The organism is Bacillota bacterium (assembly GCA_030705925.1).
Classification (GTDB): Bacteria; Bacillota; Clostridia; order Oscillospirales; family Feifaniaceae; genus JAUZPM01.
Genome location: JAUZPM010000049.1, coordinates 1 through 15654, shown reverse-complemented (window position 1 = coordinate 15654; position 15654 = coordinate 1). Strand labels below are relative to the sequence as shown.

Genomic DNA, 15654 nt, shown 5'->3' with positions numbered 1-15654 from the left:
CGGCTAAATCTGGCATAGATAAAACCTTGTATTCTGTCTCAAAATCGGCATGAGGGTGCATAGCATCAAACTCAGCTGAAAGCATGACATCATCGCAAATATCTATTTTTAAGTGTTCTTCATCGCTTAAGTCTTTAATATTAAATTTATCGTATATGATCTTCTGAAGTTCTTTTTCGATTTCTCTGTAACTTTCAAGAACGGCTTTAACCGGGCGTGTAATATCAGAAATATAAGCCTCGCTGGCATCGTGTAACAGGCAGGCAAACTGTATTCGATCAGAAAATCCACGTTTTTTTGCTTCCGCGGCACAATTAATGGAATGCTGCCCGACGCTGAAAAACTGCGTCATATGTCCATTTGCACGACAAAGCATTGACAGTGCATGTGCAATGTCAATTATATTAATATCCTCTTCGTGCGGGTTCATAGGATAAAATTTAACGCCGGTAAACGTTACTATAAAATCTCTGCCTATTTTAAAGACTCCTTAGTAAATATTATTATAATTATTATATACAAAAAAATAAGGCAATCAACCATTAGTTTGGAATATTTGCTTTAATCCGGCAGATACTATTGCTGTAATTCTAATAAAGGAGTGATTCCATTGACAAACTTAACATCAAAAGAACTCACAGCAATTGAGGATCAGCTTAAGATCGAGCAGACAATGATCAAAAAGCTGCGTGCGTATGCGGAAATCACCAGCGATACAACGGTAAAAAACACTTGCAGCGGCTGGGCAAATAAACATCAGCAGCATTATGACACATTGTTAAACATGCTTGGTTAAGGAGGAATTTAAATGAATAGTGGTATGAATATGGGTGGAACTTCACTGAACGATGAAGAGATCTTAAGCGATACTCTTTCAACACAAAAATTTATTACTTCAAGTTACAATAGCTACGCAAACGAATGCTCTACTCCTCAAGTACGTGACCAGTTTATCAATATTTTAAAAGATGAGCATAATATTCAGGCCGACGTATTTGACAATATGCAGAGAAAAGGCTGGTATCAGACATCACCGGCCGACACATCAAAAATTTCTCAGACAAAACAAAAGTTTCAAAATAAAGGCTTCTAAAAAAATAACCCGCCGTATGGCGGGTTATTTTTTTATCTAATATCTTATATTCTTGCAACGCCTGAATCGCGGGCGGCCTTTGCAACTGCTGCTGCAACTGCTTTGCTGATACGCTTGTCAATTGCATCAGGTAAAATATAATCTACGTTTAATTTGTCGTCGGGAACGAGGTTTGCGATTGCATAAGAAGCCGCAACCTTCATTTCCTCATTTATTGAGCTTGCTCTGACATCAAGAGCACCGCGGAAAATACCAGGGAAAGCAAGAACGTTGTTTATCTGGTTCGGGAAGTCACTGCGTCCTGTACCAATGATACGAGCTCCGCCTTCTTTTGCTTTATCAGGCATGATCTCAGGAACAGGGTTGGACATAGCAAATATAATAGCATCCTTGTTCATCTTTTTGACCATTTCAGCTGTTACAACACCAGGAGCTGAAACGCCAAGGAATACGTCAGCGCCTTCAAGAGCGTCTGCAAGTGTACCTTTCTTCTTGCTGCGATTGGTGATCTTAGACATTTCAACCTTAATTGGGTTGAGTCCTTCAGCGCCTTCGCAGATGATGCCTTTACGGTCTACGAGCATTACGTCTTTAAGACCAAGGTTGATAAGGTGTTTTGTAATTGCAATTCCTGCTGCGCCTGCACCATTAACGACGGCTCTAATGCTGCTTATATCTTTTTTAACGATCTTTAAAGCGTTGATCATTGCAGCTGCAACAACAACTGCGGTTCCATGCTGATCATCATGGAATATCGGAATATCGCAGATTTCTTTTAAGCGTTTCTCAATTTCAAAACAGCGGGGAGCTGAAATATCCTCAAGGTTAACTCCGCCAAAGCTGCCAGCCAACAGGGAAACTGTCTTAACTATATCGTCAACATCCTTTGAACGTATGCAGAGTGGGAATGCGTCTACGTCAGCAAACTCTTTGAATAATGCGCATGTGCCTTCCATTACAGGCATTCCGGATTCAGGACCAATATCACCAAGGCCTAATACTGCGGTTCCGTCTGTAATAACAGCAACAAGGTTGCTGCGGCGTGTATATAAATATGATTTATCAACATCTTTCTGAATCTCAAGGCAAGGTTCAGCGACACCAGGAGTGTAAGCAAGAGACAAATCTTCGCGTGTATTGATTGGGCAGCGGGTAACAACCTCGATCTTGCCCTTCCATTCTGCATGTTTCTGCAGAGCAAGCTCTTTTTTATCCATTTGTATTTTCCTCCTTATTCGGAAAAGGGAAAGTTATATTTTGAAAGACCTAATTCTTTCTGTACTGAAAGGATTTCTTTCTGAACTGCAGGATTGATCGGAACGCCTTTATCCTTACGATCACACCAAACGAGGTATTCTTTCTCGCCAGCGGTGTAAATTCTGTCCTGACCAGGAGCTTTCACGGAAGCTCTCAGAGCACGAAGGATTTCGCCTGCAGTCTTCTTGAATGAATCTGTACCCATGAATGCGTCAGTGTTGATTGCAATGAAGAAGTGACCGAGATGGAAAGGAACTTTCTTGCCATCTTGAACGCCAGTCAGCATTTTTAAGAAATTGCCCTGCTGGAATGCAGCGGACATGATCTCTACAACTGTAGCATATCCATAACCCTTGTAACCGGCAAGTTCGTCACCGATTCCGCCGAGAGGAGCTAAAGCTGCATTTTCTTGGGTTAAATCAACAAGGATTTTTGCTGAATCAGTCTGCGCGCTGCCGTCACGGCCGATTACCATTCCAGCCGGAGTATCTTTGCCTATTCTTGCATAATACTCAATTTTACCACGCTGGGTAATGGATGTTGCACAGTCGAGAACGAATGGGAATTCCTCATCAGTTGGCATACCAAATGTAAGGGGGTTTGTCCCGAGCATGTTTTCAACGCCGAATGTAGGAGCGATTGAAGGACGTGCATTTGTGCCGGTGATACCGACGCAGCCGGCCTTTGTTGCCATTGTCGCATAATAGCCTGCGATGCCGTAGTGAGTTGAGTTGCGAGCCGCAACCATGCCCATTCCGTATTTCTTAGCTTTTTCGATAGCCATGGACATTGATTTATAACCAATAACCTGACCCATGCCGTCATGACCGTCTACAACTGCGGTTGTTTCTGTTTCCTTAACAACCTCAAAGTTTGTAACTGGTTTCTGGATACCGGCTTTTATTCTGTCAAGATAAATGGGCTTAAATCTGTTAACACCATGAGATTCGATACCGCGTCTGTCAGACTCAAGCAGTACGTCTGCACAGATCTTAGCGTCTTCTTCAGGTATTCCATATCCGACGAATGCGTCCACAACAAAGTCTGTGATTGTTTTCCAATCAACATAAATGGGTGATGCCATAAAATATCTCTCCTCATAATAAATTTATGTTTGTTACATATTTAACAATATAACAAATCATTGTTTAAAATGTTAATAAAGTATGAACAAAACAGCTTTTAACCACTTTTTATACATTATTAATATATTTGGAATTAGAGGCATATCATTATTATGGATAGGTTGTACAATGATAGTCCTGCCAAATTCATAATCGAAATTATTATATTTTAATGCCAGCATTTTTGCAAGTAATATATTGGTATATATGCTATGCATATACAATATTTAGGATAATTTCAGTAATTATTTTAGAAGATAAAAAATATGGGGAATTAATTCTTATTTAAGTTCATAAATAAATATATAAACAATTAGGCGGTGAATTATTTTGCTGATAATTCTTAAACGTAAATCCGCTATTTTAAGTATTGCGGCTTTTATAGTTTTTGCAAGTATCATTGTCATTGCTGCTATTGTACCTCATCAGAGTTTTATCTGCACAGCAGGTGAGGAAGAGGGACAGCAGGAAAAATACATAAAATGGGTGGATTTCTCGATTCCGTACGCCGCAATGGAGAAAGCGATGAATCTCGATATAAAATCGTATGGGTCGGATCATCATTACTATTGGATAGAAATTCTTTCTTATCTTGCGGCAAAGTATTATGGACATTATTCAAAATACAAAGCTAAAGATATGGATGCTCTTGTTCAAAAACTTAAGGATGGACAGACGATTACCTCCTTGACTACGGGAATGAAATTATATTCCTACTATTATGAAGCGTATACTTCTGTCCTCGGCGGGTATCTTGGAGAATATGAAATAGAAGTTCCTAAAAAGGATAATCCCAGTGAAAAGGAATTAGTAAAAAAATACGGGCTTAAAGTGTTTTCTCCCATTGCGAAAGGATATTCGTTTGGACACTATGATGATTTCGGAGATTCCCGGAGCTATGGTTATAAACGTGTGCACTTAGGACACGACCTTGTAACAGGAGTAGGAACGCCGGTAGTTGCAGTTGAAACAGGATATGTTGAAGCGCTCGGGTGGAATCAATATGGCGGATGGCGGATTGGAATCAGAAGTTTTGATGGAAAGAGATATTACTACTATGCACATTTAAGAAAGGATCATCCGTATCAAAAAGATCTTGCAGTCGGTGATCTTGTCAAAGCCGGCGATGTTATCGGCTACGTAGGTATGACAGGATACAGTACTAAGGAAAACGTTAATAATATAAAAACTCCGCATTTGCACTTCGGAATCCAGCTGATTTTCAACGAGGTGCAAAAAGATGGAACTAACCAAATATGGGTTGATTGCTATAACATTGTTAAATTACTGCAAAAAAGCAGGAGCGCTGTTGTAAAAAACAGTGAGACAAAAGAATTTACAAGGGCATATGATATTACGCTGCCAGAGCTTGACTGAAAAGTGATGCAACTATATAATAACCATATGATTACATAAGGTCAGGATCAAATTATGAAAAAGACGACTAAAATAATTTTAAGTTTATTACTGGTGTTATTAATAGTCATTGCTTCTGGAACTTATTATGCCGGGGATTATTTCTACAATTATGCGTTAAAACCTGACAGCCAGAATTTATCATACTATACTCCGGTTAGCAGCCCGGCTTGTTTGAGAGTAAAGGTAAAATCTTTTGACGGGCTGTCGCTTTCTGCCTTGAGCTATGAACAAAATAAGGCTACGGATATTTGGGTGATTTGTGTTCATGGATTTAAAAGTGAAGCAAAAAATATGCTGAATTATATCCACGGGTTTTATAATATGGGGTATAATGTTTTAGCTCCGGATCTTCGCGGGCACGGAGGAAGCGAAGGAAAGTTTATAGGGATGGGCTGGTATGACAGACTGGATGTAATAACATGGACTAACAGTATTATACAAAACAACCCGAACGCAAAAATAATATTATTTGGTGTTTCAATGGGCGGCGCTACTGTAATGATGGCTTCGGGAGAAAAACTGCCGGAAAACGTCAGAGCTATTGTTGAAGATTGCGGTTATACGTCGGTATCCGACATTTTTTCCTACCAGCTTAAAGAAACTTTTAATCTTCCAAAATTTCCGGTTTTTTATGCAGCAGATTTAGTCACTAAAATAAGGACCGGTTATTCTTTTGAAAAGGCCTCTGCAGTTAAACAGCTAAAAAAAAGCATTACACCAACCTTATTCATACACGGCGACGCTGATATTTATGTTCCTTTCGGTATGCTGCAGAAGGTATATGACGCAGCCTCTTGTGAAAAAGAGATGTATGTCGTTCATGGCGCAGGTCACGCCGAAGCAGCAAAAGTTGGCGGAACTGATTACTGGAAGCACGTAAATGCTTTTATAAGTAAACATATATAATAAAGGAGGATGAGATATATACTCATCCCCCTTTATTATAATTCTGTTATTATTGCATGACCTTCTAAAAGGGATTGTTTTATATCGATAATGCGCTGGTTAGTGCTTCCTCGAAAATTCAGCATCAGGCTGCGCTTGTCCTGCTCATATCTTCCGTCAATCAGAAAGTCACATCTTTTTAAAAGTTCCATAAAATCCGGATTATCTGATTCTGTAATCTGCTCATAAGTATATCCACTGTACGTTATAATGTTTTTCACTCTAGGCTTTATTATATCTACTAGTCGTGCAAGTTCCTTTGCCTGACAGAATGGCTCTCCGCCGCTGAATGTGACGCCGGAGATTAAAGTATCCTTATTTAATATATCGCATATGTAGTCAAATGAAACATCCTTGCCACCATTAAAGTCATGTGTCTGCGGGTTGTGGCATCCTGGGCAATGGTGAGGGCAGCCTTGGGTGAATATCGTCATCCTTATCCCAGGACCATCTACGATAGATTCAGGGATGATTCCTGCGAGCCGTAAAGATCCATCCATAATTATATCCTTGACAGAGAATGTTTTACCCTGTCATGCTCTTCAGCACGTTTGGCATCATTAAATCTATCAAGTGTACCCACAAGGTAGCCGGTTATACGGCGAATGCGCTCGAAATGAGGACCTGTTTCATCGGTTCTTCCGCACTTGGGGCATGTATCCCCGATAATTCCGTTATAACCGCAGACGGGGTCACGGTCGACCGGATGGTTAATAGATCCATAACCGACCCCGCATTCCTTCATATATCGAACGACCTGTTCAAAAGCGTCCAGGTTCTGAGAGGGGTTTCCGTCTAGCTCAATATATGTTATATGCCCTGCATTAGTGAGTGCATGATACGGAGCCTCTAATCTGATCTTTTCAAAAGCGCTGATTTCATAATAGACGGGTATATGAAAAGAGTTCGTATAATAGTCGCGATCTGTCACGCCTTCAATAGATCCGAATTTTTGACGATCAATCCTGACAAAACGGCCGGAAAGCCCCTCGGCAGGAGTTGCCAACAGCGTATAATTTAACCCGGTCTTTTTTGATTCGTCATCTAGGCGTTTGCGCATATAGCCGACTATTTCAAGTCCAAGGTTCTGTGCTTCCTTAGATTCGCCGTGGTGTGACCCGATTAAAGCTTTCAGACATTCCGCAAGACCGATAAAGCCAAGCGAAAGAGTGCCATGTTTTAAAACTTCTTCGATAGTATCCTCCGGCCCCAATTTTTCTGAATCCAGCCAAATACCTTGTCCCATCAAGAACGGAAAATTCTTGACTTTCTTTTGACACTGAATTTTAAATCTTTCATTAAGCTGTCCAATTATAAGATCTATCTTCCTATCAAGCTCTTCAAAGAACCACTCTACATTACCATGGGATTTTATTGCGATGCGAGGCAGATTTACAGAAGTAAAACTCAAATTTCCTCTGCCGTTTACGATTTCACGAGCCTTATCATAAACATTGCCTATCACTCTTGTACGGCAGCCCATATAAGCGACTTCTGTTTCAGGATGCCCCTCTTTATAATATTTTAAATTATATGGCGCGTCGATGAAGGAGTAATTTGGGAATAAGCGCTTTGCAGATACACGGCAGGATAATTTAAACAGATCATAATTGGGTTCGCCCTCATTAAAATTAATGCCCTCTTTGACTTTAAAAATTTGGATTGGGAATATAGCGGTTTCGCCGCTGCCCAGCCCTTTTTCAGTTGCAAGAAGCAGATTCTTTACCAGCATCCTTCCTTCAGGAGAAGTATCCATACCATAGTTTATTGAACTGAATGGGATCTGAGCGCCAGCTCTTGAGTGCATTGTATTAAGATTATGAATCAAAGCCTCCATTGCCTGATATACTGCGCGGTCAGTTTCACTATAGGTATTATCAAGAATAAATGACAATGTTTTTTTCGATAATTCTTCATTATTTAATAAAGCGCATATCTTATTATAAAGTTCTTCATTAAACTTTTCGTTGTTTTCTAGTTCTGGAAATAGGTTTGAACCGGCAAGCTCATCCAAAATTGCATCGACTTTTTCTTCAGAATTTGAAAAATCGGATAAAAGCTCGATCGACTTAACAAAATTCTTTCTAAATAATCTGGCGTAAGTTTTTTTGACACCCTTAGCCATAGCATAATCAAAGTTTGGAATGCTTTGACCGCCATGTTGGTCATTCTGGTTTGACTGAATTGCAATACAGGCGAGCGCAGAGTAGCTTGCAATATCATTAGGCTCTCTCAAAAAGCCGTGACCTGTCGAAAATCCATTAGTAAATAGGGCGTCTAAGTCTATTTGGCAGCAAGTTGTTGTCAGAGTATAGAAATCCATATCATGTATATGTATATCACCTTCTGCATGCGCCTTTGAATATTTCGGATCAAGAATAAACATCTCATAAAACTGTTTTGCACCCTCTGATCCGTATTTCAGCATTGTTCCCATGGCTGTATCGCCATCTATATTCGCATTTTCCCTCTTTACATCGTTTTCGGATGCATCTTTAAAAGTTAGATCCTCGTATGTTTTCATCAGCTTTGTGTTCATGTTTCTGATTCTTGTACGATCTGCTCTATAGAGGATGAATTCTTTTGCAGTACGAGCATGTCCATTTTCAACCAGCACTTTTTCAACTACATCTTGTATCTGTTCCACCGTAGGATTATTTTCTTTTAAGTTTTGATCTAAATATTCAAGAACTTGTTGTGCCAGTTCTTTCGCAGTATCATAATCACGGCCCCCATTTGCCTGCGCAGCTTTAAAAATAGCATCGGCAATTTTTGATATGTCAAAGGGCACAGTCCTTCCATCTCGTTTAATGATTGTTTGAACCATATTTAATCCTCCCTTAATGTCGTGTGGTAATTATTCTATATTTTTTATCTCGACTTGTCAATAACACAAACCACATTTATTTGTGCTTTTGTTAAACCTGTATACAACATATAGTAATATATAATAAATATAGACATAATAATTTTAATAAAGACTTATAATTATTTTGCAGTTGTTTAGAATGTAAAATTTTATTATATAAATTTGGACAAAATTACAAAATTTAAAACATAAATTTTATCGACAAAATTTTAGAAATATAGTATAATACATATTACCTGAAGAAGAGGACTTTATATAATTTTCGTATTATTATTGACAAGTAGTATAACCTAGAAACATGCCTAAATAATGGTTTGGCAAGTCAGCAAAGTGCACAAAAAAATGACATAGTATTGTGGAGTATGTTACAATATTGTTACGCGGGGAAAAATATTATTGTCAATTCAAAACTGATGGTTTATACTGTTACTATGCAAAGAAGTGTGCGTCGACACATGTAGTATTTGAGGAGGAAAAAATATGAGCAACCTGAGAAAAGCTTTAGCTCTTGTACTTGTGTTTGCGTTGATTATTTCAATGCCTGCATTTGTTTCAGCAGCTAATTTTGCCGATGTGCCGGTCGGTTCTACCCATGCTGAGGCAATCAATTTGCTTAAGACACTGGGCATTGTTGGGGGACAGCCGGATGGGAGCTTCCATCCTGAAGCGTCCGTAACACGTGCTGAATTTGCAAAAATTTTGTACGGAATATTTAATGGAAATTCCAATGCATCAGTATATGTAGGACCATCTGCTTTTGACGATGTGAGTACAGATTCATGGTACGTTGGTTATGTAAACTGGGCTTCAGACTTAGGTATTATTGACGGTAAGGGTAATAACAAGTTTGCGCCGGATGACAAAGTAACTTACTACGAAGCTACTAAAATGTACATAGTTGCACTTACCAACAAGATTAACCTTTCTTGGCCATTTGGTTTCGTTAATGTAGCTAAAAGAACTAATATAAATCTTTTCTTAGATATTAATATTAGCGATATGAATTCAGCGGCAAACAGGGCAGATATTTGCCAGATGGGCATGCAGTCCATATTTGCAACAGACTGTGCTAGATTCTATACATATAATATGGATGGTACTGTTGCCACAAAGAGTACTGCTGCTAAGGATATATTTGAAATAAAGCCTCTTTATACTCAGCTTCTCGGCTCGTCAAACGATCCTTTAGAGCAGGCCGTCACCTCGAGCGGAAAGGTAGTTTTCCCGCAGTCTATCGCAGATGCTGCTAATGGAGTGTCCGGTGTCGTTGCTGATCAGTTGACATACAAAGGCAATGTAGCTGGTCTTGCTAAACATAACGTTGTTGTTTGGTATAAGGATATCGATGATAACTACCTACTTGATACTACTGATACGATTGTTTATATTGCCGATGGTGTTAATAAAACAGTAACATTTAAGTCGAGCGATGCAACAATAGACCAGACAACAGGTCAATTGTATGCAATGATTGACGGCGTAAAAACACTTATGAAACGTGAAGATGTGTCTACATCTACAAATCCTCTTCCCTATGTGTATTACAATGGCAAGGGTTATGGCAGCACAGGAGCACGTATTGTTCTGACTCCTGATGTATTTGCCTCATTCTTCGGCAAAAAGGATAACTTCACAGTAACGCTTTTATCTACAGGCTTAACAGATAGCGGATTAAATACAGGAGTTTGGACCTACGCATTTGTAGATCAGCCTGTAAATGGGCTAAAGATTATAGCGCTTGATGCCGCTAACGGTCTAGTAACTCTTGATAAGCTTGGAACTCTTAGCACAAAAACTGGTGCAACTAAGGCTACAATATACGATAATGCCGCTGTTGGCGATTATGTAAATGCAACACTTACGACCGATTATACTAATACTATAAACGGAATGAAACAAGGTTCGACATATCACCTTAAAAAAGCGGACGTACTTAGCCATCAGATACTTCAGACATCTTCTACTGTTAAGGGAGTTACCTATTATACAATAGGCGGAAAGCAGTGTGCGATAAATGATCGTTCATATGCTGACGGACTAACTGGGCTTGGAACTGTAGGTGAACTTTGCAATGCATATTTAGATTCTGCAGGGAATGTAGTTGCATATGAAAGTTTGAATACTGAAGTTTCAACTGATCTTGGTAACTTTATTTTAATTACTGATGTATCAGTATCTAAATCTATGCTTGGACCGGTTGCAACAGTTCAGGGCGTTTTGGACGACGGAACAACAGTATCATATAAGTTAGCGCCGGAAGGACAGTATCTTGATCCTGATGGTACGAATATCTGGTTTGATCCTGTAAAGGGATTTTTCGATGGTAATGTTTATTCGGAAGTTGATCCTACAGATTTTGTATATGATAATACGAAAATGCTTGGGAATGTGTTCCGTTATGAACTTGATGTAACTGATCCGACTTATATATCAAAGCTTGAATCTGTATCAAGGATTCAAAGTAATGTTGGTTTAAGAGAAAATGACGAATTTGTTCCTGCTTCTGATATCACGAGTTTTGATTATGATGCAACGAATAAAACCTTCTCATTCGCCACAAAAAGTGATTCGACTCTAAAGATAAGAGGATTCTTAAGTGATGACGCTGTTATATATCAGTATGATGACATTACAGATCCCGCAAATCCAACTATACGTGTAATTAAGCCTGAGGATTTGCAATCAATAAGTTCTGACGGTGCTGTCGGTGGAACACTATTTGGTGGAAATAATGGTGGTATCTATATTGACAGAACAACGTTAACTCCAGCAATAGCATTCGTAACCATTGGAAAACTTGGTACCGCAGCATTTAAAGAGGGTACATCTTCAATAGCAGCAGTTCTTTCAGTATCTGAGGTAGCAGGATCTGCAAGAGGGTATATGGCCATCGAGGCTTCCATGATGGTTGACGGGAAAGTAAATACTTATAAAACAACAGAATTTTCAACAGCTTCAAAAGCTAGTAATTCATTTACAACAGCTTTAGTTGCTGGGCAGTTTGCGCAGGTTGATTTTGATGGAGCAGGTGCAATAGATGCTGCTGTTAAAGCATATTCACCATCAGCTTCTGGATGGGCAACTGGATATATTAAGTCACTTCCTAAAAAAGAAGGCGGCTATTATGGCATAAATAAAGCGCAGTATGCAGATGAAAAAACGCCGAATATTATTAATCCTGGATTAATTGATCTGAATGAAATGAACGGCGAAGACGATGATTACTATAAGCTTGCTGACGATGTAAAAGTATATACAATATCTGATTATGCAGTTCCTGATACAGGCGCTAATTTCAGAACAGATTTCTATGAGGATACACTTGATGTTGGCTCCGTTGGTGATCTGTGCAGCTCATCTCAGTATTCTAACTATGTTGTAGATTATCATTACACTGTGCTTGCTGATAATACACTTGAGATCGATACAATATTTGTGTATACTGAACCCGTAGAAAAGGCTGAGTTCAATTCTACTGTCACTAACGCAGGTTAATCTAATTTCATTAAATTCTAATAAGCAGAATGCACCCCGATTAATTGATTATTAATTGGGGTGCATTTTTACGGAACAAATATAAATATTTTTCGTCTAATATCAAATATGTCTATAGCAATGCATTGTTACAGGATTGTTACAAATGGGTGAAAGTACTTGTAATGTCGATGAGAAATTAATATACTGTTGATGTAATAAAGTATGTGGTTTATAAACCACAAATTATTAAGGAGGAAAAACAATGACGAACCTAAAGAAAGTTCTTTCACTGGTTCTTGTTTTTGCAATGGTTATATCATTTGCAACTATTACAAGTGCTGGTACAGCTTTCCCAGACGTTCAGGACAGCGCAACATTCGCACCTGCGATTTCACTACTGAAATCACTTGATGTTGTTGCTGGTGACGACAAAGGCAACTTCAATCCAGAAGCAACCATCACCCGTGCAGAGTTCTCAAAGATACTCTTTGTACTGATGAATGGTACATCAAATGCATCAATGTTTGTTGGCCCTTCAGATTTCGATGATGTTTCAGCTAATTCTTGGTATACAGGTTATATTAACTGGGCATCAAATGAAAACATCGTAGGCGGCAAAGGCAATGGTAAATTTGCACCTGATGATAATGTAACAATTCAGGAAGCTGCAAAAATGATCATTGTTGCTTTAACTGGCAAGAGCACATTAGCATGGCCTTATGGATTTATTTCTGAGGCTAACAAGACTAACATCAATCTGTTCTTAAATACAGGCATTACAGACACATCAATTCCTGCTCAGAGACAGATCATAGCTCAGATGGCTAAACAGGCTATTTTTGCTACTGATGTTGCTAAGTTCTATACCTATGGTGACACTGGCACAATCACAGAGCGTGGCACTGTTGCAAAGAACGTATTTGGACTTAAGACAGCTGTTACAACACTTAATGGCTCTTCAGCTGATATTGCTGCTTCAACAAAAATTACAAAGACTTCAAACACTCAGTATCCGACAGAGCAGGTTGATTTATTCCCTGTAACTTATACAGCTGCTACATCTACAACCGCTGCAGTATACGGTGTTGATACCACTTCTCCGTTTGTATATGCTGGTGATACAACTGGTCTTGAGATGAGACTTGTTAACGTTTACTTCAAAGATGTTAACAACAACAACATCTTGGATCAGACTGATACAATCATCAATATGTCCAAACATATGTACAACAAAGAGTTGACTTTCAAAGCTTCTCAGGCTACTGTTGAAAAAGTTCTTGGTGTAAATCATTATTACATCACAGATGCTAACGGCACAAAGACAGAGTTAACTGCAAATGATTTCGCATCAACAACAATGAAAGAGTATGCAATCAACGGAACCAAGTATGTTGGTAAAGACATTAATCCTATAACATTAGGAACTGATGAAGGTCCTACAACATGGGCTAAATATTTTGGAACAGCAACTGATGATACAATTACATTTATTGCTAATAAGTCAACTGATGCTGCTGTAGATACAAAATACTACACAATCCTTGTTGAGCCAACTGTTAACGGTGGTACAGTTTCCGCTCTTAACACAAACATTACTGTTCCTATGGTAGGCATTTCTGGCACAACCATTGACGGCTCAAAGAAGATGGTTACTGCTGACGGCATGAAACTCGTTAATATTTATGATGGTGCTAAAGTTAATGATGCTGTTGATATAAACGTTAAAGGTGTTGCATATGACGGCAGTTTAGTTCTTGACATCACACCAGCTAAAACAATTACTTCTGTTCTTTATAAGGGCTTTACAGCCGCAACTGCTAAGAAACCTGCTTACTATAAGTTCGGTGACACAGCTTATGCTGCAGCATCTGACTATAGCAATACTGGTGTTAACTTAAGCGATTTAGTTCTTGATGAAGAATATGATATCACTCTTGACACAGCTGGTAATATCGTATACGCTAATGGTGCTGTTGGCACACAGCAGATCGGTGAGATCGGCGTTGTAACTGCAGTATCCAGCACTAACGGTACTGGTATTCAGACTCATACAATTACAATTACTAAGTCTGACGGCACATCTAAAACTTACAACATGGAAACAGCTAAACTTGCAGCATCTTCTGGTTACGCTCTTAACGTAACAGATGCAACAAACGGCAATAAGTGGTTTGATGTTGACAAGGGCTTCCTAAATACTAATGGCAAATATTCTACAGCATATGGCACACAGGCTGATTATGATGCTACTTGCTACCTTGACAGAGCAGTTCGCTTTGATGTTATCCCGACAAGCGAGGATACTATCTATGAGATTTCAACATTAGGCACAGCTGGTCAGGCTATTAGTGTAACAGGATATGATTATAAAGCTTATACCACTAATAATCTTCAGGTTGACACAGGAAATCAGGCAGTAAGCATTGATAATTCGATTAAAGGCTTTATGAACAATGGAACTACCGCTTATATGTATGATACTACAACTCTTACTGACAAAGTTTACACAGGTTCTGATATTCCTGCTCTTACAGGCGCTATAGGAACCGTTCTTGTTCAGGTAAATAAGACAACAAATGAATCTGTTGTTTTAGCAATTGAAGTATCAAAGGATAGTCCAGTAGTTTATATAACCCCGAATCAGGATTATGCTCAGATCATCAGCTACTCTATTGAATCCGGTTCTCAGAAGGGCTATCAGAAATACGGCGTTAACCTTGCGGTTAAGGGCCAGATCCAGACTCTTTATACAATTGAAGAGGCTACCACAACAACTACTGTAATTAAGAATGCTCTTAACACTGCTGTTGGTAACTTCGCTACTGTTCAGTTAACATCTGATAATAAGATTTCTGCTGTTACACCTGTAACAACTTATCCGACAGAAGATTCACTTTACGGTTGGGGCTTCGGTTATGTAAAATCCACTTATGGATCTTACGTTGAGTTTGGTGATGTTTCTGCTATAGGCGTAAGCAATGATTACTCAGTATCAAACGTTGTAATTGGTTCTTCCTCAAGTTACTTCACAGCTGACACCGATACACTTGTTTACACAATAGACGATTACGCTCCTGTAACTCTTACTGGTAAGACATTTGCTAACGCTATGGCTCAGGTTGAACCAGTTGTTGGTTCTAAAGCTGATCTGACTGCATCTTCAACATACAGCACATACATGGCTGTATATCATTGGTCAAAGGATCTTAAATCCGGAAATCGTGTTCTTGATGCGATTTACGTATTCACCACTCCTTCACAGCAGGTTAATTCTTTAGACGCTGAATAATTTTATCTCAAATAAAAAGAGACGGTCGATAGACCGTCTCTTTTTTTTTACTAATATAGCCATAATGCTAATGCGACAGATTATAAATATTAAAGGGATTAGGGGAGATTCACATGTTACAAAGAATGCTGTTTACAAAGTATTAAAAGTAAGAAGAAAATCAAGATGTCTAGGTTTTAAT

11 protein-coding genes are annotated in these 15654 nt (G+C 38.9%); 6 read left to right on the top strand and 5 right to left on the bottom strand.

Translation table 11 applies throughout. The annotated features are described in order from the left end of the window. The coding region (locus tag Q8865_08240) for a phosphohydrolase (GenBank protein MDP4153405.1) at nt 1-430 on the bottom strand (430 nt) is incomplete at its 3' end. A 180-nt stretch (nt 431-610) separates the two neighbouring features. On the opposite strand from Q8865_08240, the gene Q8865_08235 reads away from it, so the two are divergent. Further along, nucleotides 611-796, top strand: a complete 186-nt coding sequence (locus tag Q8865_08235) for a spore coat protein (protein ID MDP4153404.1) — start codon at nt 611-613, stop codon at nt 794-796. A 12-nt stretch (nt 797-808) separates the two neighbouring features. Beyond that, entirely contained in the window at nt 809-1093 is a 285-nt protein-coding gene (locus Q8865_08230) for a spore coat protein (GenBank protein MDP4153403.1), read from the top strand. 44 nt (nt 1094-1137) lie between these two features. Here the strand turns inward: Q8865_08230 and Q8865_08225 are convergent, their stop codons facing one another. Next, a complete protein-coding gene (locus Q8865_08225; protein ID MDP4153402.1) occupies nt 1138-2310 on the bottom strand; it encodes a malic enzyme-like NAD(P)-binding protein in 1173 nt (390 codons plus the stop codon). A 14-nt stretch (nt 2311-2324) separates the two neighbouring features. After that, nucleotides 2325-3434 carry an Ldh family oxidoreductase gene (locus Q8865_08220; protein ID MDP4153401.1) on the bottom strand — a complete coding sequence of 370 codons (1110 nt, stop codon included), beginning with the start codon at nt 3432-3434 and terminating at the stop codon, nt 2325-2327. Nucleotides 3435-3804: 370 nt separating this feature from the next. Here Q8865_08220 and Q8865_08215 point away from each other — a divergent pair, with 370 nt between their 5' ends. Both Q8865_08215 and Q8865_08210 read left to right on the top strand, forming a co-directional pair. Beyond that, nucleotides 3805-4851: a M23 family metallopeptidase gene (locus tag Q8865_08215; protein ID MDP4153400.1), complete on the top strand. Its 1047-nt coding sequence runs from the start codon at nt 3805-3807 to the stop codon at nt 4849-4851. A 54-nt stretch (nt 4852-4905) separates the two neighbouring features. Next, nucleotides 4906-5799 (top strand): alpha/beta fold hydrolase, encoded by an 894-nt coding sequence (locus tag Q8865_08210; GenBank protein ID MDP4153399.1) that lies wholly within the window; start codon nt 4906-4908, stop codon nt 5797-5799. A 35-nt stretch (nt 5800-5834) separates the two neighbouring features. On the opposite strand, the gene nrdG is transcribed toward Q8865_08210, so the two are convergent. Together nrdG and Q8865_08200 are read right to left on the bottom strand one after the other, a co-directional pair. Continuing rightward, nucleotides 5835-6338, bottom strand: coding sequence for an anaerobic ribonucleoside-triphosphate reductase activating protein (nrdG, locus tag Q8865_08205; GenBank protein ID MDP4153398.1), 504 nt, complete (start codon nt 6336-6338; stop codon nt 5835-5837). Between the two features lie 2 nt (nt 6339-6340). Further along, nucleotides 6341-8665 carry an anaerobic ribonucleoside triphosphate reductase gene (locus Q8865_08200; protein ID MDP4153397.1) on the bottom strand — a complete coding sequence of 775 codons (2325 nt, stop codon included), beginning with the start codon at nt 8663-8665 and terminating at the stop codon, nt 6341-6343. Nucleotides 8666-9187: 522 nt separating this feature from the next. On the opposite strand from Q8865_08200, the gene Q8865_08195 reads away from it, so the two are divergent. Together Q8865_08195 and Q8865_08190 are read left to right on the top strand one after the other, a co-directional pair. After that, complete coding sequence (locus Q8865_08195; GenBank protein ID MDP4153396.1) at nt 9188-12202, top strand: S-layer homology domain-containing protein; 3015 nt, start codon at nt 9188-9190, stop codon at nt 12200-12202. Between the two features lie 244 nt (nt 12203-12446). Further along, nucleotides 12447-15473 carry an S-layer homology domain-containing protein gene (locus Q8865_08190; protein MDP4153395.1) on the top strand — a complete coding sequence of 1009 codons (3027 nt, stop codon included), beginning with the start codon at nt 12447-12449 and terminating at the stop codon, nt 15471-15473. Nucleotides 15474-15654 lie beyond the last annotated feature (181 nt).